Genomic DNA, 23,719 nt, shown 5'->3' on the forward strand with positions numbered 1-23,719 from the left:
ATCAACTCATTCGTGGAGAGTTGAGATTAAAGATTCAATGTGACTTTGTTTGCGACGGAGGTTGCAAGAAGGGGAGGGGCCCTCTCAGAAGAGAAGAGACCTCTCGATTCTTGATTGGATTGGCTGTCCAACCAATCGGAGAGTACAAAAAGAACTGTTGTTAGAGAAGGGGTGATCAGATCGAATTGTGTGTTGGGGAGATAGGAATTGAACTCTTCCCGGCAGCAATCGTGGGTCTCTCTCTCAGAAGGGGCTGCCGATTCTGCCTCCTTGTGGCAGGGTGGAACGACTTCTTTCGCCTGGACGGGTGGACAGAGATAGGGGCAGACCCCCAAAAACAGGACGACCATCCAGGTAGCGAACGCGACCCCGATCCACCTCTGCTTTAGCAGTCTCTTTCTCATAAAAACGACCCCATGGTATCATTTCAATACAAGATACGCAATTATTTGTTTTTGGGTGTGGAGATTCTCCGAATCACGTTTTCTCACTTGCCATGCAGCAACCCGCTGACCTAGTGCTGAGCGAGTAACTTCATTGATTTTTTTGGCTTTTCAGATACGTCATGGTAATTACGAGTCGAAGTACTTAATCAGGAGCGGTCCCGGGCGCTTAGCTCAGTGGTAGAGCGCTTCCTTCACACGGAAGAGGCCGCTGGTCCGATCCCAGCAGCGCCCACAAGTTTCACTATTTCTTCAACCCGCGGAGTTCAAACATCTTTAAAATAGGTAAGGCGGCGGTCTCGGCGGCGTACTCTTCACCGCCGAGATCAAATCCTTTCTGAAGGCTTTCCTGGGAAGAGATCACCGGTTTTCCATTGGGACCCGGCGGAGGTTGATCATAGTTGCTGGCTCCACGAACGTTGACGAACGGGATCGCTGTTTTCTCCAGTTGATTCCATTCTTCGACTACGTTCATCCAGGAGACCGCCTCCATTGCCGTAAAGGCGATGACCTGATCGGCCTCTTTGGAGAGATTCAATGCCTTCTGAATCAACGTCGCCACATAGCTTCGTGCGAGCTGATCTTCAGGCGCCCCATGCCAGAAGTTGTTGCTCGAGACCTCCGCGCATTCTTCATAGCGGTAGATCTTCGGGGCGCGTACGGCCTCTTTGGGATGATACATCCTGATTTTTTGCAGGATCGCCTCGGGCATTTCAGGCCAGGTGAGAGAGGAGGTGACCTTTAATAACTCATCAGCAAGGACGGATTGCCCTGCCGCAAAAAGATTCCGGTTCTTCCAAGGCATCTTCCACCAGCCGTCTGCCGAGGTCCACCACTTTTCTGTTTTTTGCCAGTCATTAACGCTCGATCGATGGAGATCGTAGCTATAGGCCAGGGGGCTCACGCAGAGGTCACCGAGCATCACCGGTTCGCGGTCAAGGCGCCGGAGACCCTTTTCATCATAGAGCTCCCCTTTTTGAGGGGAGACACCGGCGATTCCCGACCAGAGGACCTCCTGAACCTTCTTCGCGTTGCGAAACAGGATCTCCTCCATGCAGGTTCCTGAGGCATCCATGCCGATGCCGGTAACGGCCAACAGGATTGGAGTCTCATAAAGTTTTCCGGTAAAAACCTGGTCACAAAAGGTAAAATCGGAGGTCCGGTCTTTTCTGGATTTCATCAGGTCGAGAAAAGGTTTTGGTTCTCCCCAGGTTTCTCCCTTTTCATTGATGCCGCCGAATGCGGTCAGAATCACAGAACTCTTTTTTTGGCTCTTTCCGAAGAGGAGGGCCGGAAGGGTGAGAAGAGAGAACAAAAAAATGATGAAGAGTTTTTGCATAAGTAATCAAGGCTCTTTTTTGTGTTGAACGATACCCTGCACCACCCGATAGGCGGACTGGACGGCGCCGTCGGAGTGTGTGTTTTCGGTAAAATCGCCGGCAAAGTAGAGGCGTCCCTGGGGTTTTCGAACCTCTTCGGACAACTCATCAAAACGGGAGCGGCCGACCGGCCAGCCGGCAATCGCCCGAGGGTGATAACGGAAGAACTCCCACTTCTTTACGTATTGACTGATACCGGGCCAAAACTTCTCGAGCGCCGTTTCCAATTCCTGGCGAACCGCCGGGAGGGGCTGTAAATTAAATCCTTCGGCATAGGCCCCGGTACAAAGAAAATTTAGCACGCGGTAGGGGGGACTTTTCTCTTCGGCATTTCCATCATAAATGACCCCCAACGGCCCATCGGAGAGGATCGCCAGCGTGTTGACACCATCGATCATCCAGTATTTCTCAGCGGCCGGGTCGAGAAAGAGATGGGCGGTGAAATAGGCCCCCCAGTTCTGTGCCGCTATCGCCTCCTGCACCTTGGAAGAAAGCGGTGGATCAAACTGGACTTCAAAAGGGAGTCTGAAGAGCGGGGCTGTCACAACGACAAAGTCGGCCTCATAATCTTTGTGAACCAGTGTTGAGGTCTCCATGACGGTGATATGGACGCCGTCGGTAGTGTTCCGAATGCTTTTGACCTGGGTATTCACAAGAATATTTCGACTCCCGATCGACTGAACCAGTGCATCAACGAGCCTCTGGTTTCCTCCTTCAACCTCGTAACCCGTTTGTCCCTTGCCAATAAATTTTTCCCACTCATCGATGCCGTCAAGCGCGCTGAGGCTATCCCATCCGGTGGCGATCTCTACCTCCAGTGTTACACGAATCCATTCCTGGACCTTTTGAGGAAGCCCCGACCGGCGGACCCATTCACCGAAAGAGATCTCCTTCAAGTGCCAGAGTGCTTCAAGCTGCCGTCCTCTGATCTTGTCGACTATTTTGAGTGTCTCCTTCTCCCAGTTCTTCAGTTTTTCGATCTCGCCCTTTTGAAAGAGCGCCTCAAGGTACTCATCGACGCTCTCCTGAATATAAGGATACAATTTTCCGCCAACAACGACACTCGAGTGGGGGGCGACTGATGTCAGTGGGATCTTAAATTCATGGAGAAGCTCAATCGCGCGGTTCCCCTCCCAAAACTCCTCCAAACCGGCCTCCACAGAGATGTTGCCGGGGTAACGGGCGGTCTGGATCCTCCCACCGACGCGAGGCCGGAGCTCCAGAATTTTATAAGTGAGACCTTCTTTTTTGAGAAGATGAGCCGTGACGAGACCGGAGATCCCCCCACCAACAATCAGGACATCGGTCTTTCCCGCATTTTTTGGAATGCCACACCGGGAGCAACCTGTCACAAGAAGAGAGGGGATCAGGAGAAGAAAGAGGGAGAACTTTCCGAATCCAGAACCCTTTTTCAAGAGATCCCTCCGGATTTCAAACAATCGTGAACGACGTCGAGCGCCTCGTCGATTTGGGACTCTGTAATAGAGAGGGGTGGGAGAAATCGGAGAACATTCCCCCACAACCCTGCGGCAAGCAGTAAAACCCCGCGGCGTGCCGCTGTTGAGATAACGTGATCAACTGCCTCCTTGTTTGGTTTTTTGGTCTGGCGATCCTTGACCAGTTCGACGGCGATCATTGCCCCTAAACCGCGGATCTCGCCGATGGTTGGGATCTCCTTTTCCAACCGCTTCATTCGACCCCAGATCCTTTCTCCGAGTGTCTGGGCCTTTTTGCAGAGACCGTTTTTTTCAATTGTTTCAATTGCTGCCAGGGCGGCGGCACAGCTGACCGGATTTCCGCCGAATGTCCCACCGATCCCACCCGTTTGCGGGGAATCCATAATCTCTTTGCGTCCGGTGACGGCCCCCAGTGGAAATCCATTGGAAAGTGATTTGGCCATGGTGATCAGATCCGGTTCTATCCCGAATTGCTCTGAGACGAACATCGTCCCGGTCCGGCCAAAACCGCTCTGCACCTCATCGGCAATGACAACAATCCCGTTTTCGCGACAGAAGTTCACGATCGCTTGAACGAATCTCTTGGGCAGGACGATAAAGCCTCCCTCGCCTTGAAGCGGCTCAAAGATTACCGCGGCCACCTGATTGGGAGCGACCGTTGCTTTAAAAAAGGTGTGCCAGCGCTCGATCGTCTCATCGACAGATGCCTCTTCGGACATTCCTCCAGGGCGTCGGTAGGGATAAGGGCTGGCAAAATTGTAAATTTCCGGTGCGAACGGGCCGAATCCCTGTTTGTACGGGACGTATTTGGAGGTGAGGCTCATCGTCAGGAGGGTTCGGCCATGAAAGCCGTTCTGGAGTGAAATGATGGCGGGCCGTTTGGTATAGGCACGTGCAAACTTTATCGCGTTTTCGACGGCCTCGGCCCCGCTATTGAAAAGGGCCGATTTTTTCTCAAATCGCCCCGGCGTCAACTCCGCCAGTTTTTTGGCAAGGGCGACGTACGGTTCGTACATCCCCGTCATGAAACAGGTGTGTTGAAGTTTTTCTGCCTGCCGTTTCACGGCCTCTACAATATGATGATCCGTATGACCCACATTCATGCTGCCGATCCCGCCGACGAGATCGATCAACACGTTTCCATCGACATCGGTGATGAGGGCGCCATCGGCACGCTCTACAAAGATCTGACTCGTGTGAATCGAGACGGCCGAGGAGACGTAGCGCCTTCGTTCCTCCAATAAAGCCAGGCTCTTAGGGCCGGGGATTTCGGTTTTTAAAATAATACAGCTCATATTCCCTCTCCAGGGAACCGATCACATCTGAGGGGGGGATGCCCATATTCAATACCATCCAATCGGTGCCTCATTTAAGTTAACATACACCTGTTTCGACTCCAGAAAATTCTCGACACCATACTTTCCTAATTCCCGTCCAATTCCACTCATCTTGTAACCGCCCCATGGGGCCTCGACATAACAAGGTTGCATGTGATTAACCCAGACAACCCCGGCCCGAATCTTTTTGACCAGACGAAATGCCTTGAAGATATCTTTTGTCCAGACCGCCGCTGCCAGGCCGTAGTCGCTCTTGTTGGCGATCTCGACCGCCTCCTCTTCCTTGTCGAACGGGATGACCGCGGCGACCGGTCCAAAAATCTCCTCACGTGCGATCGTCATCGCTCCGGTGACATCATCGAAAATAGTTGGCTGAATAAAATAGCCTTGACGGAGTTTTCCGTTCGGCCGCTTTCCGCCCGTCACCAGCTTGGCCCCTTCTTTAATCCCTTTCTGGATGTACGATTCAACACGATCCCGATGCTCTGCCGTGATGAGTGGTCCCATCTTGACCCCCGTTTCTGTCCCGGCACCCAGAACAATCTGTTCCGCCTTCTTTTTCATCGCCTGTACGAACTCCTTATGGATCGACCGTTGAACGAGGATTCGTGACCCGGCCGAGCAGACCTCTCCCTGATTGATGAAGACGCCAAAGAGCGCCCCGTCAACGGCTGACTGGAAATCGGCGTCGGCAAAGAAGATATTGGGAGACTTTCCACCAAGCTCCAAGGTTACCTTCTTAAGATTGGTGTCGGCGGCGGCCCGCAGGATAGAACGGCCGACCTCGGTTGAGCCGGTGAAGGCGACTTTATCGACTGACGGACTTTGTGCGAGTCGTGCCCCGGCCACCTCGCCGTAACCGGTCACAACATTGACCACCCCTTTCGGGAGATCCGGGATCTGATCCAGCAGTTTTGCCAGTTCAAGGACGGTGATCGGTGTCGCCTCGGCCGGTTTGAGGATCATCGTGCAACCGGCTGCGAGTGCGGGGGCCAGCTTCCAGGCCGCCATGAGTAGCGGATAGTTCCATGGGATGATGAGGCCGCAGACGCCGACCGGTTCCTTCACAGTAAAACAGAGGGCGTTATCCGGCACCGGATTGACCTCCCCCATGATCTTTGTTGCCCAACCACCAAAATACTCAAAGCAGGTCGCGGCATCGGCTAAGTCGAATTCAGATTCGGTGAGTGGCTTCCCCATATTCTCGGTCTCGAGCAGGGCGAGGCGTTTTGATTCACGCCGGAGTGCCTCGGCGATCTGAAAGAGGACTCGTCCACGCTGTTGGCCCGTTGAATCGCGCCACGGGCCTTCATCAAACGCCCTGCGCGCTGATTGGATTGCGGCATCCACATCTTCAACACCTGCCTCCGGGACCTGATAGGCGATCTCACCCGTGGCCGGATTGAGGAGGTCCATCCTCTTTCCACGCTTCGCCTCTACAAATTCGCCACCGATGTACATTTTGTAGGTTTGCATGAGCTATCCCTCCTAATGTCTCGTAACTCCCCCCGCCCTTCGACGATGCTCAGGACAGGTTCGCGCAGGGCTTCCCCCTCTTACCCTAAGAGGGGGAGATTAATGAATAGGTCTATCTTTATATGGGAACCAGTAATCCTTCTTTTCCATCATGTAATCTAGGTGCACATGCTTCGTCTCCCGGAACGCATCGAGCCCTTCTGTACCGAGCTCCCGGCCAAGACCGCTCTGTCGCATCCCGCCAAAAGGACCGGCATCGTTGTCCGAGAGCGGATCGTTGATCCAGAAACTCCCCGCCTTGATCTCCTCCATCGCCTTCATCGCCGTCTCCAGGCTCTTCGTGTAAATACTCGCCCCCAATCCGTACGGGGAATCATTCGCCAGACGGATTGCCTCCTCTGCATCTTTGACGCGTGCGATTGCGGCAACCGGACCAAAGACCTCCTCCGTGAAGAGAAGGTTGTCTGGTTGCACGTCAGTAATAACGGTTGGCAGATAAAACCATCCGTTCTGACCCGGAACTCGTTTTCCACCGTAAAGGAGTTTTCCCCCCTGTTTGATCCCTTCAGCCACCTGCCTCTCCACCCTTTTAAGTTGCTCCTCGGAGATCATCGGGCCGATATCTGTCTCCGGATCGATCGGATTGCCGACGCGCAGTGTTTTTGTATGTTCGACAAGGCGGTGGATAAATTCATCGGCCACTTTTTCAACGACATAAATCCTCTTGGAAGAGGTACAGACCTGCCCGGCATTGAGAAAGCGTGCCCAGGCCGTCCCCGGTACGGCAACATCGAGATCGGCATCTTCAAAAACGATGAGAGGATCGATTCCCCCCAGTTCGAGATTGATTTTCTTTATATGGTCGGCCGCCAGTCGCATGATTCTCTTCCCAATGTTATTGGAGCCGGTGAAGGCGATCATGTTGACATCGGGGTGACGAACGAGCGCCTCACCGGCCTCTTCACCGCTTCCGGTTACAATATTGATGACACCCGGAGGGAGATCCTCGAACGATTTGGCGAGACGGAGGGTGGAGAGCGGGGCGACTTCCGGTGGTTTGATAACAACGCAATTCCCGGCTGCGATTGCGGGTGCCACCTTCCAGCTCATGAGGAGAAGCGGAAAATTGAACGGAACAATGCAGGCGACGACGCCATACGGCTCCTTGATCGTAAAATTGACCTGATGTCGTCCTACGGGGGGAAGCGAAGAGCCACGCTCGTGACGTCCGATCTCAGCGTAATAATCAAAGCAGGCGGCGACCCACTCGACGCAATCGAGACTTTCAATCAGAGGCTTTCCGGCCTCCAGGGTAAGGAGCTTGGCGATCTCCCTCCTGTCCTCCCGGATTTTTCGGGCGACATGGTGGAGAAGGTCAGCCTTCTCCAGACCGGTCACCATTTTCCAGTTGATTTGGGCCTCCCGGGCAGCGCGAACGGCATGATCGACATCCTCGGCATTCCCCTCCGGAACCTCGTCGATCTTCTCCAGTGTTGAGGGATTAGTAACGGGGCGGCTTCTTCTGGAGAGACTCTCCTGCCATTCATTTCGGATCAGGATCTTCGCCATGAAACCCTCCTAGCAGGATATTGACAAAGGCCCATCTACTTCGTTGGCTGCTTCGGTCGCTCCTCGACGTACCGGCAAGTACGCCTGCGTCGCGCCTCAGCAGCCTGCCTCGTATCTGGGATGCCGCCGACGCTTGCAGCGATGTTTTTTTGGGGATTGGGGCAGGGGCTTGTCAAAAAGTATATTGAGGATGTCTCACCTGCCAAGTTCTGCCTCTATTATATAATTGCCCGGTCGATCGTGATGGGTTGCTTCTATCTTTATTCCCTTGCGAAGGGAGAGGTGCCTCCTCTTTTTATTCCGGAGGCACGTGGCTTTATCATCTATGGGCTCGTGACCTATCTTCTCGACGGAATCGCCTGGGTCTTGTATTACGAGTCGATTATTTCAGGACCGATCACCATCGTCGGGACCCTTTCAGCCGCCTATCCCGCCTTGACCGTTGTGATGGCGAGGATTTTTTTAAACGAGCAGGTGACGACGTACCAACTGATCGGTGTGATTATGGTGATCGTGAGTTGCATCGGTCTTTCAGTCCCTCACAAGGAGGCGATTACGGAGAAGGTGAAGCATGGTCGTTGGATCCCACTCGCCGTTTCAGCACTACTGGTCTGGGGCATCTCAGCAACAATCAGCAAGTATGCCTATCTCCAGGCTGGATCGGATGAGGCTAATATGTGTTTGCTAAGCATCACCGGTGGCATGTTGACACTAGGTCTCTACGGCATCCTTCGAGGGAAAAAGGAGGTAAAGGATCTTTCAATCGCCTTGACCCCTGGGCAATGGAAACGGGCCGCCGTTCCAATGGCGGTGATGGGAACCGGTGATCTCGGGGTCTTGATCGCAACAAAAACTGGCCCGATCTCGATCGTCACACCGATTAGCGCCTCGTATCCGGTCGTCACACTTGGATTTGCGTGGCTCGCCCTCAAAGAGAGAATCACTGGACTACAGTGGATTTTTGTCGTTACCATTATCATTGGAGTTTTTCTAACCTCAGTCATATGAAATATATCGTTTTAGGTGGTGCAGGTGCGATGGGTCGGATCACCGTGAGGGATCTCTTCGAGACCGATCCAAAGGCGGAGATCCTGATTGCCGATTACAATCAGGAGGCGGCGGAACAACTGGCCTCTTCCTTCCGGTCGCCTCGCATCAAGGCCTGTTTTGCCAACGTAAAAGATCATGATTCCCTTATACAGCTCCTTAAAGGTTCTTTTGTTGTGATCAATTCAACCCAATACCAATTCAATCTCAATGTGATGGAGGCGGCGCTTTCTGCGGGTGTTCATTATGTCGATCTTGGGGGTCTCTTTCATATGACCCGAAAACAGCTTGAGCTGCATGACCGTTTCAAGAACGCCAACCTGTTGGCACTGCTCGGCATGGGGGCGGCCCCCGGTGTCACCAATATCATGGCGGCCCATGCCGCCTCCCAGATGGAGGAGGTGCGTGAGATTCATTGCCGGCTAGGGGCAGTCGACCTGACACGGTATACACAGACCTCACCACTCTCCGTCTCCTATTCGTTGAAGACGATCCTTGACGAGTTTTCGTTTAAGCCGGCGTTTTTTAGTAAGGGGCGATTCTGTTTTGTAGAACCGATGTCCGGGGCGAACTCCCATCGTTTTCCGCCGCCTGTTGGGATTCAAAGGCCGATGCATACGATTCATTCGGAGGTGGCGACACTGCCGCTGACCTATAAAAAGAAGGGGGTGCGTGAGGTCAGCTTCAAGATTGCGTTTGACGACGATTTCACAAACAAGGTCCGTTTCTTGCGGGATCTTGGTATCGCCTCGGAACAGCCAGTGGAGATCGGTGGTGGAAAGGTGGTGCCGCGAGACCTGCTCCTTCAACTGGTTTCCGTCTTGCCGAAAGAGAAGACGAATGGCTCCCTGAAACAGTACGAGGTGGTCCGGTCGGTTGTGAAGGGACGGAAGAAAGGGAAGAAGGTGACAATGGTTGTTGATTGTCATGCGGTCGGAATGCCGGAGTGGGGGATTGGGTTGGATATTGATACAGGGGCTCCTCCATCGATTGCTGCGCAGATGTTGGTAAGGGGAGAAATCAATGGTTGTGGTGTACTGCCACCCGAAACGGTTGTTCCGTCCGATATTTTCTTCAAGGCGCTCAAGCGTCGAAAAATGATGGTGAAGAGCCGGCAGATTTCGGGCTGGGATTTTGCCGTCTGATCAGATTAAAACCCCCTTTTTGTTGACAAAGAGACTGTTTCCCTCTACTGAACCTGGACTCATGTCGCGTGAATCTTGGGGATCACGAATCGGAGTTATTCTTGCTGTCGCCGGCAGCGCAATCGGTCTTGGCAATTTTTTAAGATTTCCCGTTCAATGTGCACAAAACGGTGGTGGGGCGTTTATGATCCCCTACTTCATTGCCTTCTTCTTTCTGGGGATTCCTCTCTGTTGGGCCGAATGGGCGATGGGGCGGATGGGCGGGGCCCATGGACACGGTTCAACCCCAGGGATGTTTCATGTCCTTTGGAAAAATCCACTCTCCAAACATTTTGGATCACTGGGGCTTATCATCACCTTTGGGGTCTGCGTCTACTACATCTATCTGGAGGCCTGGACACTCGGATATGCCTGGTTTGAAATGACGGGCCGCTTTTCCGGCATTGCCACTCGTGAAGAGATGGGTACCTTTCTCACCAGTTTTCAGGGGCTCAAATCTTCCTCCTATTTTGATGGGATGGGGACCGTCTATTCCTTCTTCCTCCTCTCTTTTGCCGTCAATGTTTATGTCCTGTGGTATGGAATTCGAGGCGGGATTGAGAAGCTCTGCAACATAGGCCTTCCACTTCTCTTTATCATGGCCTTGGTCCTCGTCATCCGGGTCTTCACGCTCGATTCGCCTGATCCGATGCATCCGGAAAACTCGGTGGTCAGCGGTCTCGGTTTTGTTTGGAACCCTGATTTTTCCCAGCTCAGGAATGCCAAGATCTGGCTCGCTGCTGCTGGTCAGATCTTTTTTACCCTTTCTGTCGGGTTCGGTTGTATCCAGACGTATGCGAGCTATCTGGATCGTAAAAAGGATGTTACATTGAATGGATTGACGGCGGCGATCTCTAATGAGGTCGCTGAAGTTGTTTGTGGAGGATCGATTGCGATCCCGATTGCCGTTGCCTTCTTTGGTATTGTCGCAGCAACAGAAATCGCCCATGGAGGCTCTTTCAATCTTGGGTTCCAGGCCATGCCTCTTATCTTTGAAAAAATTCCGCTCGGCCGTTTCTTTGGCACCCTCTGGTTTTTTCTCCTCTTCATTGCGGCGATCACCTCTTCTGTCTCGATGGTCCAGCCCGTGGTCGCTTTCTTTCAGGATGAGTTTGGATGGAGCCGAAAAAAAGCCGTTGTCGTGATGAGCACCGCCTGGTTTCTTTGCGCCCAACCGGTGATCTTCTTTCTAGGGCATGGTTATCTCGACGAGATGGATTTCTGGCTGGGGACGCTCGGGGTGGTCGTCTTTGCCTTGATCGAGACGATTGTCTTTATATGGATCTACGGACCGAACAAGGCCTGGGAGGAGATCAATGCGGGGGGGGATCTCAAACTGCCCCGTTTCTTTCTCTTTGTCCTTAAGTATGTGACACCGCTTTATCTTATCTTCATCCTGATCTCTTGGGGCAAACAGGATGGAATTCGTATCCTCTTTATGGAGGGGGTTTCGGGGGAAGATATCCCCTACATCATGACTTCACGGATCATGATGTTTATGATGTTCGTCGTTATTAATGCACTAATCTCCGTCGCCTTCCGTCGGAGGGCACGACGAGAGAGGGAGAAGGTCGCATGAAATTCTCCGGTTGGATCTTTATGATTATTTCTTGGATCGCCTTGTTGGGGACGGCTGTTTCCTGTTATTCAAAGGTTCTGAAGAAGAGGAATTCGTAAGAAAACTGGATTCTTTCTCCTCAACTTCTTCTGGGGGCGATTCCCTGGAGATAGATTTGTCCGGGATGAAGTAGTCGCCACGAATCCATTTCCCCAGATCAATCAACCTGCAGCGAGAGGAACAAAAAGGGCGCCAGAGGTTTCCTGTCCAGACTATTTCGACATTGCAGATGGGGCAGGTGCGCTTCATGAATTTTTTAATGTGCGGTATTTGTACACAAAAGCGGGCGACGGGGTTCGTTTCTCCCCCTTTGCCTGTCGGCTCATCCTCCGAAACCCGGCCGCCCTCGCTGCCGTTCGACCCGGAGTTAGCCGGGCCTCACTTTTCCGCCACAGGCGGCGCTTCGGGTCGGCTTCGAACCCCTTGACGAGTCAAGAAACAAGTCCCCACAACGGGGACTTGTTTTCTTTAGCGGGCGACGGGGTTCGAACCCGCGACCTCAAGCTTGGGAAGCTCGCGCTCTACCAACTGAGCTACGCCCGCGCTTCGACTACCCTCAGCACTCGTACAAGACTTGTGTTACTCGATAACCCCAATCTGGTACAAGTCCTGAGCCTGTCGAAGGACTACGCCCGCAATGTTCTCGACTTTAATCAGAAGGTTTGGCCGAGGCAACTGGAAAATGGCTCATGGACTTCACGGGACATCCTTGTATAGGATCAAACCTTCCATCATGGAGACCGATATAGAAGAAAAATTAAGGGCGGCGCTGGCAGAGTGCGAGCGGCTCCGGGCCGATAACAGGTTATTACGCCAAAAATTGGGAACGGAGTCGCAGGAACCGCTCAAGACTGTGGCAGTTCCTACGGAAACCTCCAACTTATCGGCCGATCAAAAAATTACCTTGTTCCGATCACTTTTTCGGGGACGGGAGGATGTCTATGCCCTTCGTTGGGAAGGGAAGGATGGCAAGAAAGGCTATTCACCCGCCTGTTCCCATGATTGGGATTGTCCGTTGTGCTCCCATGATCGGAGCAAGCGTTCCCGGTGCGAGAATCGAAAATTCCTTCCGCTGACGGATCAGGCGATCCGCGATCATCTCTCCGGAAAACAAACCATCGGATTGTACCCCCTTCTTGTTGATGAAACTTGTTGGTTCCTCGCGGCCGACTTTGACAAGGAAAACTGGCTGGAAGATGCGAAGGCTTTTCTAAGAGTATGCCAGAAGCAGGAAGTAGATGGCATCTTGGAACGGTCTCGGTCCGGAAAGGGTGGTCACGTTTGGATCTTTTTTGAAACGCCGATCGCCGCCTCTCTTGCCAGAAGGCTCGGCAGTTTTCTACTGACCAAGGCGATGGAGAAACGTCATCAAATAGGACTCAATTCCTATGACCGACTCTTTCCCAATCAGGATACAATGCCCAAGGGTGGATTTGGTAACCTGATCGCACTACCACTCCAACGAGAACCGAGGAGTTGTGGCAACAGTGCCTTCATCGACGAGAATGGAAATTTGCATGAGGATCAGTGGAGCGTCCTCTCCCAGGTACATAAACTTGCCCAAGGCAAAATCCAGAAGATTCTTGCCGCCGTCGATTTTCACTCTGATGTGGGAGACATCCCAATGGTGAGCGATGATGAGGAACAGGAGGGAGTTAAACCTTGGGACACTCCCAAAGAAAAAACGAGAAAGAGAAAAATCAAGGGACCGTTTCCTGAAAAGGTGAATGTCGTCTCTGCCAATATGATCTTTGTTGAAAAGCATGGACTGCCGTCGGCCATGCTCAATCGAATCTTGAGGCTGGCGGCCTTTCAGAATCCGGAATTCTACCGAGCACAGGCGATGCGGCTTTCCACATTTGGCAAGCCGCGTATCATCTATTGCGGAGAAGATTTTTCGGATCATGTTGCCGTTCCCCGTGGTTGTCTGAACGAGGTCGTCGAATTGATGAGAGAACATGGAATGACTCCTCAAATCAGAAGCGAATGCTTTTCCGGGCGGCCTATTAAGGTTTCTTTCAAAGGTGAATTGAGAGAGCTTCAAAAAGAGGCCGCAAAGGAACTCGCCAAACACAACATTGGTGTTCTTTCTGCCACGACCGCTTTTGGTAAAACGGTGGTTGCCGCTTGGATGATTGTTTCTCGAAAGACCAACACCCTGATTCTTGTCCATCGTAAGCAACTGATGGATCAATGGAGGGAACGATTATCCATGTTTCTGGGCCTCCCTCCCAAGTCAATCGGGGTGATTGGAGGAGGGAGATCCAAGGCAACAGGGATTGTTGATATTGCGACGATTCAGACCCTTCATCGAGAAGGTGAGGTCAAACCAGTGGTGGCTGATTATGGCCATCTGATTGTTGACGAATGTCATCACGTTTCCGCTTTCAGCGTCGAGCAAGTTTTGAAAAACGCAAAGGCAAAATATGTTCTGGGGCTTACGGCGACACCAATTCGCAAAGATGGTCATCACCCCATCATTACGATGCAATGCGGTCCGATCCGTTACAAAGTAACCGCTAAACAACAGAGGGAGCTAACCGCTTTTGAACACGTTGTGACCCCTCGCTATACCCCGTTTCAATTGCCGACAACCGATCAACAATTGAGTATTCAGGAAATTTATTCAGCATTGATTCAGAATGAACAACGGAACGACCTGATCTTTGACGATCTTATGAAGGCCCTTGAAGCTGGGCGTTCCCCGCTGATTCTCACGGAACGGACAGAACATCTGGAGGAGATCGAGCGAAGGCTTAAAGGGTTTGTTAAAAATGTTTTTGTCCTTCGTGGTGGAATGGGGAGAAAACAACGTGAGTTGCTGATGACTGAAATGGCAAAACTGCCTGATACGGAAGAGCGGGTCATCCTCTCCACGGGCCGATATATTGGGGAGGGGTTTGATGATAGCCGCCTCGATACCCTTTTCTTGGTCATCCCGATTTCATGGAAAGGGACCTTGCAACAATATGTCGGCCGTCTCCATCGGTCCCATGAGGGGAAGAACGTTGTACAAGTCTATGATTATGTCGATCAGGATGTACCGATGCTCCGCAGAATGTTCCTTCGCCGTGTTCGCGGATACAGGGCGATCGGCTATTCTCTACAAGAGGATCAACCAACGCAGAAAGAGGAGGAACCAGTTCGATACGTTGTTGGGGATGAAGCGGCGTATTAAAAATCAAGTCAGTTTTTGCAACTCCGCCAACATATTACAAAACAGCGCTCCCTGCTCGATGGCATCATCCAACGCTCGGTGTGAATGAGGGAGCGGGTCAAACCATTTCTTTGGCATATTTTTCTTCGTGGCTTGACGATAGCCCGTTTTCAGTAAAACCATCGCCAACGTTTTGATGTCGAGTGCCGAATGAGAAAATGGACTCTCGCCCGTGAATCGAATGAGATACCAATAGACGAACAGGAAATCATACGCCGCCGGATAGCCGACAAAGACCGGGATACCGGGCAAGCCCTTTAACCAAACGAGATAATCCTGCATCGCCTTTTCCGGAGGCTGTAAGTTGGATCGACACGCCTTCCATGCCTCCGGTTGCCCTTTCCACCATTCCATCGTTTTGGGATCAGTGGTCGCACCCGTCAGAGTTTCCAGATTGGCGGTAAAGGTGCCGATCGGTTTCTTGTCTGCCAGATAAGCCGCCGACCCAAAACTCAACATAGAGTTCATTCCCGGAATCGGCCCATCGGCTTCCACATCTGTGCTGACGTAGATTTCAGGTTTCTTCACACCCATTGGAATTTTTGATGGTCCCATACCTTGGTGAATGGTTTGTCCCCCGCGATCATCGTGACAACGGGAGCCAGAAACTCCTTGAGTAACGCCGCCACTGTAGCAAAGTTGTCCTCGGCAACAAGGTTGGTCTTTCTCAAGAATGCCTTCCACTGGATCTTTTTGATTTCATCATTCATAAATTTGTCGGTGAACACGACGGGTGTCTCATCAAGTGACAAATTGCGCTTCTTGAAAGTCCCTGCGATCGCCTCTTGAATCTGCTTCCCCTCAAATGGTTGCTTTCTCGCCAAATAAAGGATGTCGTAAAAATCCTTAAGGCGGCTGTTGAGAAAATGGAGTTTGGTCATCGCCTCGAATTTCTCCGCTATTACGGTTTCCCAACAATACGCTTTGAGTTGCGGTGCAGGAAAGTCAAGCAAGGTTGGGTACTGGAACAGAATGGGATCAGGAATCACGGAATCTTTGTAACCAATATCAATCTGCATCGCTCCCCTGGCTGACCCCAAGGTGGCATTAAAACGAAGTCGAAGGGCGTTGATTGTCCCGTCCTCACGGATGTTGGAACACTTTACGGAAGCAGGATCGAAAACGACACCGTCATCTATGAGAATGGCGACGATCTCACGAATGATCTTCTCTGCGGTAGCATGATCGAGGTTTTCGTATTGGGCGAGGAAGTCGATATCCTTCGTGGGGCGCCCCTTGTTGATATCCAAAGTGAGGAGAAGCGCACCCCCTTTGAGGATCAGTTTGTTTTTGTATTCCGAAATCGAGACGCGATACAAAAATCGCTCCTGAAAATAATAGACGAGGATACGATTAAACGCGATCCCCTCTTTTTTGGCGTAGTTGAGAAGCCTTGCCTTGACCGAGGCCGCAATGTTTTTGATCTCTTTTGTCATCCGATCCGCGCCTCGATGTATGGTTTCATCACCTTACCCATGCGGCAAACCTCTGCACAATCGAGCAGTTTTTTGAGATCCTTATCGTTCTTTTCCAGATAGGTGAACAGCGCCTCTTTGGCTGTGTCGTCACCGAGTTTCCTCCTGAATCGAAAGGCGTCAGACACCGATTTTTCAGGAGAATAGATTCGATAGATCCCTTCCTTCGTTTTGACGGTTTCAATACCCACCTCGTATTGCTTCTTTGAAAAATGAAACGCACGGATGGGGGGATAGGCGATCTTGTTGGCATGATACCCTTGGGGAATGGCAACCATGATCTCCGTCGGCATGAACGTGGTGAGTTCATAGTGTGATAGGGCAGAGTAAAGACAGACAACCGCCTTGGGGATCGCCTGGCAGACATCGACAAAATCCCGGAGTGGCGTCCGATCCTCATCTCTCAGACGATAAAGCCCATTCTTGACCTGTTCAATCCGCTCCTGTTCAAGCAGTTTTTTGAGATCCCTGAAAGAAATTCCCTCTTTGAGCAGGTCCGTCGTTCTGGCATAACCACGATGTTCTTTCATAAACTGAATGATTTCAGTATCTTTCATTCGTAAAATATAAGCTATACTTATTGATAAGTATAGCTAAAAATTTACATAACAGGGAGGATATCCATGAAACGCTCTCAACAGATCAAGGTCGATATCCAGATGGTTGATGGCGATGGCAACCCATTACCACCAAATGCCAAGATCAAAGAATTGTCACCGGGAATCGCCGCAAAACGCCACGAGAGAGGGGAAAATGGCCGTAAAAATCAAGTCCAGCAATGCCGTCGATAGAGAAAAAACTGGTTTCTAGGGAGAGCGGTTGTTTGGGCACGGAGTGGAATTTTCTGGGGGAGGTGTTTCTTTTGCTTTTCCGAAGCAGGTTACCACGAGATAGGTTTGTTTATGCCCAAATCTTCTTGACCCACTCCATGATGGAATCCGCTCACTGTTGCAATAAAAGTTGTCGAGTCGACGGTTCACCTCTTCTCGCATCCATCTCAGTGCCTCTCCTTCGCAGTTAATTCGTCTCGGACCCAACCTCCAATAGCGGTGATGTGGTGGAATGTAGCAACGAAAACTCCTCTGAATGATGGTGGTTTCCGACATACAATTTTTAACCCTGTTTTCTCACTCCCCGTTTTCTTTCCATTCTGGCGGCGACACTGAGCCATCAGCCTTGTCACCTTTGCTACTCTCATCGTCTGGCTCAACACGACGTTGTGAAATGAAGAGAGAAACAGCATACAAACTGGTCTCTCGAGAGAACGGTCAGCTACTGGATAAATTCCTCAGGATCGAGGCGACGATTGCCGTTTATGTCGGCAAAGATTTGGACGGAGGCAGACAGGTTTGAAATAAACTGAAGGATCACTTCGGGAAATTCCTGACTGTCAATGTAGATCAGGTCCCCCTCGATCCCCTTCAGACGATGTTTAAATCCAGGGTTGTTCAGATCGATCCCGTCCAGCCAGAGATCGGTATCAAAACTCATGAGCAGATTTTCTGCCCCCTCAAGCGCTGCCGGATAGGTGGCTGTCAGACTGCCCCACTTGGAGACTCGGAAGAGTATCGGAAGCCCCTTGATGGGGTCATAGATTCGGATCACTTGGCTATTATTGTTCAGGGAACGACCCCAGTCGGTCTGCCACAATGGGTCGTTTTCCGGAACGGGTCCGAAGGTGACAGTCAGTCTACCGTACGAACCGTCTTGATCTGCCTCCGGTAGCGGTTCTCGGACCGATAATCCGGCAACCGTCGGTAAATCACCTCGTTGTTTTGGCTGATCCAGTCCTGTCGATGGAGATGGAAGATCACGCGCAACGGTTGGAGTGACATCGATTGATTCATCAGTTTCAGGTTCAGCAGACCAGAAAGGATCCGGTAGGGAGGCCTCAGTAAGAAGTTCGCCGGAAACCAGGTCGACGATAAAAGGATCTTCCGGGACCAAGATTTCTGTCTCTTCGGAAGCGGTTTCTGCCGTAATATCCAAAACCACAGTAGGCGCACTGATCACTTTGGTGTCACTCGGAGTGGCTTCTTGATCCATGCGACTAAAGCTCAATGCCTGAAAGACAAGCCCCATCGGTTTACTGCCACCATTGGGTCTTGGGTTTCCCGTGATTGTCGCCCCAGGGGACGAGGTGTCGTCATCCTCTCCACTCTCTTCGGTGTCTCCCGTCATTCCTTCCCCATGACCACCTGCCTCAGATGGCGTCTGGTTGTTCATTGAGGAGCTATCCCCGCCCTCTATCTCAGAGTTTGAGGGAGGAGTGCTGCCCAGACAGCCCGAGAGCCAACCGATGATACCGAGTAAAATAAAATAGTTCTTCACGAGTTTCATTGTTGTCGCATCCAACCCACGGTCAATGGGAATAATTGAAGGTTAAGCTGAACCACCGTGTCCCCAGAGGGACTCTCGGAGGTGATCCGGACAATTTTATTCCGAAATTGATCCAGCTCGTTCTTCAAGCGTGGGATCAGATGGGCCGGCACGGAAAAGGTGATCGCGCTGATATCACGCATCGTTTCTGGCACCACTTCGAGAGAACCTTTCGCAAGCTCCATTACGGAGCGGTGGTAGCTGCGGACCATTTCGCTCAGGCCACTCACCTCCGCACCCGTCGAAAGGTTCTTGGCGGTCGGTTTTAATTGACCTGTCTTGTTTCTCTCCAGAAGACCGAGTCGAAGCAGCAGTTCCAGTGAATGTTGGGCCTGCTGTGGAGCAATCTGTGGCTGAAGATAAGAGGCGATCCAGACAGGATCTTCTCGAAAACCCTCATGCGAAATCATCTCGCGAATTACAGGGTGATACCACTGGCGATAAAATTCCAGATGATCCTGGAGCAGGATCTGCATCTTTTGGACTTCCTGGTGCTGATTCAATTGATGTTTCAACCGGAGGCGTGTCGACTCATCAGTCTCGAGTGTTACACGAACCAGGAGCTCAAAGTACTCCGCTTCATCTGGCGAAAGCCTCATGCCACAAGCGAACTTTTTGGCCGCCTCCAAAGAGAGCTGCTTTGTCCCCGCCATGAGAGACTTCAGGTAACTATGGGCGCTTAGGCCGACATTTTTAGCAAAGGCGCGCAGCGAAAAGCGGCGATTCTTCTTCTTGGCGGCAAGAAACCAGTCGCTGATAAATGACCGGTAGTCTGAATAATCGAAGATAGAGATCATCGATCCCTTTATGTAGCAATCACCTTGCCAAGGCACCGTTTGATTGGGCTTATCTAACCAGCTGTAATTAAAAGAGCTTATTTCCATTATCTGCTCGGGTCGGACATTTATGGGGTACGGAGACCCAATTTTGTCCTTTGTCCCTCAGGTCTATTTATCGGTGGTGGGATGCGAAAATTGCTCAAATTCCGCTTCGGGTGGTTACGAAGTGGTCTCTACAGAGAACAGTTTTTCTTCGTTGTGGGGTTGTTTATCACAACTGTTTCCTACAGAAGCCTGAGAATAAGGAGCGTTATGGGTGGTGAAGGTGAAATAGAGCCAATACTAAGCGCTACTCCAGGGTATCAGCGATGGATCGTTGCAAGGGCACGGTATGTCCAAACCGACTCGAGGGGAGCCGTTGTTGATCAACCTTGCGAATCTGAGGAACATCGTGCCGATTATCGCGATTTGTATCTCTTCGATAGCCGATCTGAGCGAGAACTTATTGAGGATTTTAAGAGGTGCGCCCGAGCGGTTCAGTGGGGTCTTGGACAACGGGTCTTTGATGAGCTGACCACGATGACAATCACAGATCAGTCTGGGCCTATAAGTCCTTCTCCGAATGCGATCAACTGTAACGGAGTAGTCGCTGTGAGTCCTTCCCCACCAGATTCTTATTCTTCTCAGGACAAGCAAGACTCCGGTTTGTGGACTGCCGTCGTGATATATGGACTTCTTTTCTTATTAGGCTGGATCTGCTGGTCGGGTCTTCGGTCATGAATTGATACGAAATTGACACGACAAGATAAGATCAATCAGATCCAGCGAGGTAATCGAGTATCAATGAAATCCTTCTACAAAGCGGCGTCTCTCGTGAGGCCTTTCGGCGGACAAGATCCCTTAATTCTCTGAGGGACTCAAGATAGGGTGTGCGATATCTCGGAAGTTCCCTCTTCATCCTTTTCACAAAGTGTCGTGAATAGGTCGATGTGGCAAGTGAGGCGAGAAACTCAGAGGAGTTCCCACTGCCAGAACAGTCGGATGCCGTGTGGTAGCCATTTTGGCAACCGATATAGTCCAGAAAATACTTCCTTTGGCTTGAGAGCCTCTCAAAGAATCTTTGGAAATTTGGATCGACCGAAAGCCCTAAATTCTGGTCATTGGCATAAAAGGTTCTGTGAACAGCCCCTCGGAAAACTTGCAGAGGCCACTTTTCTCGAAGTTTAGGATCTAACACAACCGTCGGCTCCTGATCATTGGGGCTTTCCCCCAGATCCTTCTTGGCCATTGAGACCCCCATCGAAAACAAGTAAGTCTTTAAGGAAACAGGATCTTCTGCTGGTGCATTAATTCTTTGAGGAACGGGATGTATTATAGATGCCATTTTCCTGCCTCTTCGCCTCCCTTTCTGGAATAGTTATCGGCACTCCAGAAAAAATGGTGTGAGAGAAACGTTCTCTTGTCACCACTCCCTTTCTTTTGCGCGCCTGGCAGGATTCGAACCTGCGACCCTCAGATTCGAAGTCTGATGCTCTAATCCTCTGAGCTACAGGCGCATTAGTTACGAGAGTCGGATTGTGCGCAAGCGGTTTGCAGAAAAATGCTGCTATTTAAGGGGGAACATGAAATAAGCACCCTTCATGATCTATAGGAAAATCAAACCAATCTCGATCTTGGTTTTTTTGGCCCTTTTGGAGGCCGGAAAGGTGACAATGGCAGACATAAAATTTACTGAACCAAAACAGCCGCTCAAAGAAGTTCAAAAGTACACGAAGGCTATCCTCCATTCTGAGAAGGGGGATATCACCCTTGAGCTGTACCCGAAGGAGGCCCCCCTTACCGTCACTAACTTTGTGAATCTCTCGAAGGGAGGTTTTTATAACAACCTTACCTTTCATCGGGTCGTTGAGAATTTTGTCATTCAGGGGGGAGATCCGGAAGGGACAGGAGCGGGAGGACCTGGTTATAATTTGCCAGCGGAGATCAAAAATAACCCCCACAAACATGTGGAGGGGGCGTTGGCGACCGCCCGTCTGGGAGATCAGGTGAACCCGGAGAAACGTTCCAGCGGGAGTCAGTTTTATATCACCCTTGCGGCTACACCGTTCCTGGATGGCAACTATACCGTTTTTGGGAAGGTCACCTCCGGGATGGATGTTGTGAAAAAGATCCGCGTGGGGGACAAGATCAACGGCATTGAGATTCCGTAGCATAATCCTTATCAGCATTCGAAACTGCCCCCTTTGGGGCTCTAAACGCCATGACCACGCATATTTGACGTAAGCTACTGCCATGGAATCGTTGTCTTTATTGTGAAAGATCAGAAATCCTATTTTAACAGATTGCAGCTTTATCTGATTCGATCTAAAGATGCAGACACTATGACAGAATATAAAATGATGGACGAAGTGATTGGCTACTGTACAAAATGCAAACTCGAACTGAATCAGCGGATCATTCGGGTAGAGGCGGGTCGCCCCAAAAGGGCTCTCTGCTTAACCTGCAATACCGAGCGGAGCTATCGCAAATCAGCCCCTGCCAAAGCTGGTGAGGGGAAGGTGCGGAGTCAGCGAACGTCATCTTCCCAGAGGGATCAAGAAGCGGAATGGCGCGCAAAACTTGGCCGGCAAAATAAAACACCAAAAGCTTATGCCATGGATAAGACTTATTTGCTGGATGACCATATTGAGCATCGGCTCTTCGGTGTGGGACTGGTTGTAAGTTTGGTTCACCCCGGCAAAATAAATGTCTTTTTTCAGGATGGGCTCAAGACCATGAAGTGCGGTCTTATCTGATTATTCAGTTTGAATGATGACTGTAGAGACGGGTGAGCAATGGGAGCCCCCCGCAGGAGGGTTCTCGTCAATTCTTCTTTTCTCGATCCAACGGATTTCAGCAGTCGAATAAACCCCTCCCTTGCGAATATCTTTTTTGGTGAAATTTTGTGCACAGGCGAAGGTGATCTCTTCCATCAAAAAAAAGACAATACCTGCAGTAACCGCAGCAACAACTAATGAAATATTTCTTCTTCTGATCAGTCTTGTTGCCATAGCAAACCCGATACTAGTCACAGCGGTTGATGTTAGGATTGCAAAACGTCGATCCCATTTTAGATAAGCCTCAGGGTTTGTAATACGATAGTAATCTCGGAACCACGCCTGTGTAGTGACTTCACCCGCTATCCATCGATATTCGCGTCGACGAACTTTCTCACAATCACCCCGCACGGTCGTATCCCATGGGTCACTCATCTGTTCTTGTCTCACATATTTCAGGCCAGGAACATTACTTAGTGAGCCTTTGGGCATAACCACCCCTCCCAGAATTCCACAATTGACATCTCTAATGAATTCTTCTGTCTGTTTTTTTTGGAGTCGACTGAAAGTTATCTATGGTGTGTAAAATTACTCTTTGAGGGCATTTTTTGTACTCTGGAAAAGTACGGACAAGGACAGGGTGGATTAACGGTTGAATTTTCAACCCCAAACCACTAGAGATCCCGACTTGATCTTGAACCAATATGGTGGGCTTAGTTCAGCTGGTTAGAACGCCAGGTTGTGGCCCTGGAGGTCATCGGTTCGAATCCGATAGCCCACCCCAATTTTCAAAATCGGCCGTGGCGGCCAGAAGCCGCCACGGCAAAGTGTATTCAAAACGCAGGGTTTTCGCCGCCAGCCGGAAGTTCGAGCCGATCTTTTTGGCTGTTTCTTTGAGGGATTCTAAATTTCCATTGGCCGCCACCTGATGGGCCTGGTGAGCCGCTTCCAGGAATTCCCGGCAAGGTTCGAGCCAACCGATTGCCCCCTGCTCTAACTGCTTCAATTTCTCCTCCAACCCAACCTTGGATTTGAGCAGGGCCTCTTTTTTGGTCTGATATTCTGCCTTTTCGATAAGCCCCTCTAAATGGGCATCCAAAAGCCGATCGAGCTTGACCTGGAGTTCAGGGAGCTTCTCAGCAAGCTCGATCTTCATTTCGGCAATCGGTTGGCTCGTTGTGTCCCGCTCCTTGGCCCATTCGGCCAGCATCTTTTGAAAGACAGGGGGAGGCAGAGCGACCTTGGAAATCCCGGCTTGGATTTGCTGAACCAGATTTTCCTCACGGACATACGGTTCAGCACATGACTCTCTTTTCTTTGTGCAACGGTAATAGTGATGACCTTTTTGTCGCTCTGCCGTTATCGAGCAACCGCACGCAGAACAAGAGGCAAGGCCAAGGAAGTTGCCTATTAGGAACAAAAAAAGTTAGGTCCCATAAGTCTACATGCTTATCTATTATTTGTACCAATTGACAAAAAGATATGCTACTCCTGGTCTGAAGGAGGAAATATGGAATCCAAATACAAGAGGATGAAAGGGCAG

General features: G+C 50.9%; 23 protein-coding genes and 4 tRNA genes. 10 read left to right on the plus strand and 17 right to left on the minus strand.

The window, feature by feature from the left end; translation table 11 throughout:
- Positions 1-26: 26 nt before the first annotated feature.
- Complete coding sequence (locus HYT77_02690) at positions 27-404, minus strand: hypothetical protein (protein ID MBI2066904.1); 378 nt, start codon at positions 402-404, stop codon at positions 27-29.
- A gap of 202 nt (positions 405-606) precedes the next feature.
- Between HYT77_02690 and HYT77_02695 the strand changes: the two genes are divergently transcribed.
- Positions 607-678: transfer RNA gene (locus HYT77_02695), tRNA-Val, on the plus strand.
- A gap of 9 nt (positions 679-687) precedes the next feature.
- On the opposite strand, the gene HYT77_02700 is transcribed toward HYT77_02695, so the two are convergent.
- The 5 genes from HYT77_02700 to HYT77_02720 form a co-directional block, all read right to left on the minus strand.
- Positions 688-1,782, minus strand: coding sequence for a hypothetical protein (locus HYT77_02700; GenBank protein MBI2066905.1), 1,095 nt, complete (start codon positions 1,780-1,782; stop codon positions 688-690).
- Between the two features lie 6 nt (positions 1,783-1,788).
- Complete coding sequence (locus HYT77_02705; protein ID MBI2066906.1) at positions 1,789-3,237, minus strand: FAD-dependent oxidoreductase; 1,449 nt, start codon at positions 3,235-3,237, stop codon at positions 1,789-1,791.
- The gene (gene gabT / locus HYT77_02710) at positions 3,234-4,574 is read right to left on the minus strand and encodes a 4-aminobutyrate--2-oxoglutarate transaminase (GenBank protein MBI2066907.1); all 1,341 of its coding nucleotides are present in this window, start codon (positions 4,572-4,574) and stop codon (positions 3,234-3,236) included. The genes HYT77_02705 and gabT overlap by 4 nt, the downstream gene beginning before the upstream one ends.
- A gap of 48 nt (positions 4,575-4,622) precedes the next feature.
- Complete coding sequence (locus HYT77_02715; protein MBI2066908.1) at positions 4,623-6,092, minus strand: aldehyde dehydrogenase family protein; 1,470 nt, start codon at positions 6,090-6,092, stop codon at positions 4,623-4,625.
- A 99-nt stretch (positions 6,093-6,191) separates the two neighbouring features.
- Complete coding sequence (locus tag HYT77_02720) at positions 6,192-7,661, minus strand: aldehyde dehydrogenase (protein MBI2066909.1); 1,470 nt, start codon at positions 7,659-7,661, stop codon at positions 6,192-6,194.
- 120 nt (positions 7,662-7,781) lie between these two features.
- On the opposite strand from HYT77_02720, the gene HYT77_02725 reads away from it, so the two are divergent.
- The 3 genes from HYT77_02725 (at position 7,782) to HYT77_02735 (ending at position 11,471) form a co-directional block, all read left to right on the plus strand.
- Complete coding sequence (locus tag HYT77_02725) at positions 7,782-8,669, plus strand: DMT family transporter (GenBank protein ID MBI2066910.1); 888 nt, start codon at positions 7,782-7,784, stop codon at positions 8,667-8,669.
- On the plus strand, positions 8,666-9,853 hold the full coding sequence (locus HYT77_02730) for a saccharopine dehydrogenase NADP-binding domain-containing protein (GenBank protein ID MBI2066911.1): 1,188 nt from the start codon (positions 8,666-8,668) through the stop codon (positions 9,851-9,853). The genes HYT77_02725 and HYT77_02730 overlap by 4 nt, the downstream gene beginning before the upstream one ends.
- Positions 9,854-9,914: 61 nt before the next feature.
- Entirely contained in the window at positions 9,915-11,471 is a 1,557-nt protein-coding gene (locus tag HYT77_02735) for a sodium-dependent transporter (protein MBI2066912.1), read from the plus strand.
- 24 nt (positions 11,472-11,495) lie between these two features.
- On the opposite strand, the gene yacG is transcribed toward HYT77_02735, so the two are convergent.
- A complete protein-coding gene (yacG, locus tag HYT77_02740) occupies positions 11,496-11,759 on the minus strand; it encodes a DNA gyrase inhibitor YacG (protein ID MBI2066913.1) in 264 nt (87 codons plus the stop codon).
- A 221-nt stretch (positions 11,760-11,980) separates the two neighbouring features.
- Positions 11,981-12,053, minus strand: a tRNA-Gly gene (locus HYT77_02745).
- A 139-nt stretch (positions 12,054-12,192) separates the two neighbouring features.
- Here HYT77_02745 and HYT77_02750 point away from each other — a divergent pair.
- Positions 12,193-14,688 carry a DEAD/DEAH box helicase family protein gene (locus tag HYT77_02750; protein ID MBI2066914.1) on the plus strand — a complete coding sequence of 832 codons (2,496 nt, stop codon included), beginning with the start codon at positions 12,193-12,195 and terminating at the stop codon, positions 14,686-14,688.
- A 3-nt stretch (positions 14,689-14,691) separates the two neighbouring features.
- On the opposite strand, the gene HYT77_02755 is transcribed toward HYT77_02750, so the two are convergent.
- The 3 genes from HYT77_02755 to HYT77_02765 are packed head-to-tail and all read right to left on the minus strand — an operon-like array spanning position 14,692 to position 16,759.
- Entirely contained in the window at positions 14,692-15,261 is a 570-nt protein-coding gene (locus tag HYT77_02755; protein MBI2066915.1) for an exonuclease, read from the minus strand.
- Positions 15,252-16,163 carry a nucleotidyl transferase AbiEii/AbiGii toxin family protein gene (locus HYT77_02760; protein ID MBI2066916.1) on the minus strand — a complete coding sequence of 304 codons (912 nt, stop codon included), beginning with the start codon at positions 16,161-16,163 and terminating at the stop codon, positions 15,252-15,254. Before HYT77_02760 ends, HYT77_02755 begins: the two co-directional genes overlap by 10 nt.
- Complete coding sequence (locus tag HYT77_02765) at positions 16,160-16,759, minus strand: type IV toxin-antitoxin system AbiEi family antitoxin domain-containing protein (GenBank protein MBI2066917.1); 600 nt, start codon at positions 16,757-16,759, stop codon at positions 16,160-16,162. Before HYT77_02765 ends, HYT77_02760 begins: the two co-directional genes overlap by 4 nt.
- A 66-nt stretch (positions 16,760-16,825) precedes the next feature.
- Here HYT77_02765 and HYT77_02770 point away from each other — a divergent pair, with 66 nt between their 5' ends.
- Positions 16,826-16,993, plus strand: coding sequence for a hypothetical protein (locus HYT77_02770; GenBank protein ID MBI2066918.1), 168 nt, complete (start codon positions 16,826-16,828; stop codon positions 16,991-16,993).
- Between the two features lie 481 nt (positions 16,994-17,474).
- On the opposite strand, the gene HYT77_02775 is transcribed toward HYT77_02770, so the two are convergent.
- On the minus strand, positions 17,475-18,428 hold the full coding sequence (locus tag HYT77_02775; GenBank protein ID MBI2066919.1) for a hypothetical protein: 954 nt from the start codon (positions 18,426-18,428) through the stop codon (positions 17,475-17,477).
- A 110-nt stretch (positions 18,429-18,538) separates the two neighbouring features.
- A complete protein-coding gene (locus HYT77_02780; GenBank protein ID MBI2066920.1) occupies positions 18,539-19,378 on the minus strand; it encodes a TIGR02147 family protein in 840 nt (279 codons plus the stop codon).
- Positions 19,379-19,672: 294 nt separating this feature from the next.
- Here HYT77_02780 and HYT77_02785 point away from each other — a divergent pair, with 294 nt between their 5' ends.
- Complete coding sequence (locus HYT77_02785; protein ID MBI2066921.1) at positions 19,673-20,140, plus strand: hypothetical protein; 468 nt, start codon at positions 19,673-19,675, stop codon at positions 20,138-20,140.
- A gap of 31 nt (positions 20,141-20,171) precedes the next feature.
- Here HYT77_02785 and HYT77_02790 read toward each other — a convergent pair whose 3' ends face one another.
- Both HYT77_02790 and HYT77_02795 read right to left on the minus strand, forming a co-directional pair.
- Positions 20,172-20,744: a hypothetical protein gene (locus HYT77_02790; protein MBI2066922.1), complete on the minus strand. Its 573-nt coding sequence runs from the start codon at positions 20,742-20,744 to the stop codon at positions 20,172-20,174.
- 98 nt (positions 20,745-20,842) lie between these two features.
- Positions 20,843-20,916 (minus strand) — tRNA-Arg (locus tag HYT77_02795).
- Between the two features lie 156 nt (positions 20,917-21,072).
- On the opposite strand from HYT77_02795, the gene HYT77_02800 reads away from it, so the two are divergent.
- Positions 21,073-21,570, plus strand: coding sequence for a peptidylprolyl isomerase (locus HYT77_02800; GenBank protein ID MBI2066923.1), 498 nt, complete (start codon positions 21,073-21,075; stop codon positions 21,568-21,570).
- A gap of 171 nt (positions 21,571-21,741) precedes the next feature.
- Complete coding sequence (locus HYT77_02805) at positions 21,742-22,155, plus strand: hypothetical protein (protein ID MBI2066924.1); 414 nt, start codon at positions 21,742-21,744, stop codon at positions 22,153-22,155.
- Here the strand turns inward: HYT77_02805 and HYT77_02810 are convergent, their stop codons facing one another.
- Positions 22,156-22,668 (minus strand): hypothetical protein, encoded by a 513-nt coding sequence (locus HYT77_02810; protein MBI2066925.1) that lies wholly within the window; start codon positions 22,666-22,668, stop codon positions 22,156-22,158. It abuts the gene before it with no gap.
- Positions 22,669-22,883: 215 nt separating this feature from the next.
- Between HYT77_02810 and HYT77_02815 the strand changes: the two genes are divergently transcribed.
- Positions 22,884-22,960: transfer RNA gene (locus HYT77_02815), tRNA-His, on the plus strand.
- On the opposite strand, the gene HYT77_02820 is transcribed toward HYT77_02815, so the two are convergent.
- The gene (locus tag HYT77_02820; protein MBI2066926.1) at positions 22,931-23,596 is read right to left on the minus strand and encodes a recombinase zinc beta ribbon domain-containing protein; all 666 of its coding nucleotides are present in this window, start codon (positions 23,594-23,596) and stop codon (positions 22,931-22,933) included. The genes HYT77_02815 and HYT77_02820 overlap by 30 nt on opposite strands.
- Between the last annotated feature and the right edge of the window lie 123 nt (positions 23,597-23,719).

Source organism: Deltaproteobacteria bacterium, from assembly GCA_016180855.1.
GTDB lineage: Bacteria > UBA10199 > UBA10199 > JACPAL01 > JACPAL01 > JACPAL01.

Coding starts and splice junctions, on each gene's coding strand:
- HYT77_02690 (MBI2066904.1), bottom strand. CDS start 404: ATGAGAAAGAGACTGCTAAAGCAGAGGTGGATCGGGGTCGCGTTCGCT.
- HYT77_02700 (MBI2066905.1), bottom strand. CDS start 1,782: ATGCAAAAACTCTTCATCATTTTTTTGTTCTCTCTTCTCACCCTTCCG.
- gabT (MBI2066907.1), bottom strand. CDS start 4,574: ATGAGCTGTATTATTTTAAAAACCGAAATCCCCGGCCCTAAGAGCCTG.
- HYT77_02715 (MBI2066908.1), bottom strand. CDS start 6,092: ATGCAAACCTACAAAATGTACATCGGTGGCGAATTTGTAGAGGCGAAG.
- HYT77_02720 (MBI2066909.1), bottom strand. CDS start 7,661: ATGGCGAAGATCCTGATCCGAAATGAATGGCAGGAGAGTCTCTCCAGA.
- HYT77_02725 (MBI2066910.1), top strand. CDS start 7,782: ATGCCGCCGACGCTTGCAGCGATGTTTTTTTGGGGATTGGGGCAGGGG.
- HYT77_02730 (MBI2066911.1), top strand. CDS start 8,666: ATGAAATATATCGTTTTAGGTGGTGCAGGTGCGATGGGTCGGATCACC.
- HYT77_02735 (MBI2066912.1), top strand. CDS start 9,915: ATGTCGCGTGAATCTTGGGGATCACGAATCGGAGTTATTCTTGCTGTC.
- yacG (MBI2066913.1), bottom strand. CDS start 11,759: ATGAAGCGCACCTGCCCCATCTGCAATGTCGAAATAGTCTGGACAGGA.
- HYT77_02750 (MBI2066914.1), top strand. CDS start 12,193: ATGGCTCATGGACTTCACGGGACATCCTTGTATAGGATCAAACCTTCC.
- HYT77_02755 (MBI2066915.1), bottom strand. CDS start 15,261: ATGGGTGTGAAGAAACCTGAAATCTACGTCAGCACAGATGTGGAAGCC.
- HYT77_02760 (MBI2066916.1), bottom strand. CDS start 16,163: ATGACAAAAGAGATCAAAAACATTGCGGCCTCGGTCAAGGCAAGGCTT.
- HYT77_02765 (MBI2066917.1), bottom strand. CDS start 16,759: ATGAAAGATACTGAAATCATTCAGTTTATGAAAGAACATCGTGGTTAT.
- HYT77_02770 (MBI2066918.1), top strand. CDS start 16,826: ATGAAACGCTCTCAACAGATCAAGGTCGATATCCAGATGGTTGATGGC.
- HYT77_02775 (MBI2066919.1), bottom strand. CDS start 18,428: ATGAACAACCAGACGCCATCTGAGGCAGGTGGTCATGGGGAAGGAATG.
- HYT77_02780 (MBI2066920.1), bottom strand. CDS start 19,378: ATGATCTCTATCTTCGATTATTCAGACTACCGGTCATTTATCAGCGAC.
- HYT77_02785 (MBI2066921.1), top strand. CDS start 19,673: ATGGGTGGTGAAGGTGAAATAGAGCCAATACTAAGCGCTACTCCAGGG.
- HYT77_02790 (MBI2066922.1), bottom strand. CDS start 20,744: ATGGCATCTATAATACATCCCGTTCCTCAAAGAATTAATGCACCAGCA.
- HYT77_02800 (MBI2066923.1), top strand. CDS start 21,073: ATGGCAGACATAAAATTTACTGAACCAAAACAGCCGCTCAAAGAAGTT.
- HYT77_02805 (MBI2066924.1), top strand. CDS start 21,742: ATGACAGAATATAAAATGATGGACGAAGTGATTGGCTACTGTACAAAA.
- HYT77_02810 (MBI2066925.1), bottom strand. CDS start 22,668: ATGCCCAAAGGCTCACTAAGTAATGTTCCTGGCCTGAAATATGTGAGA.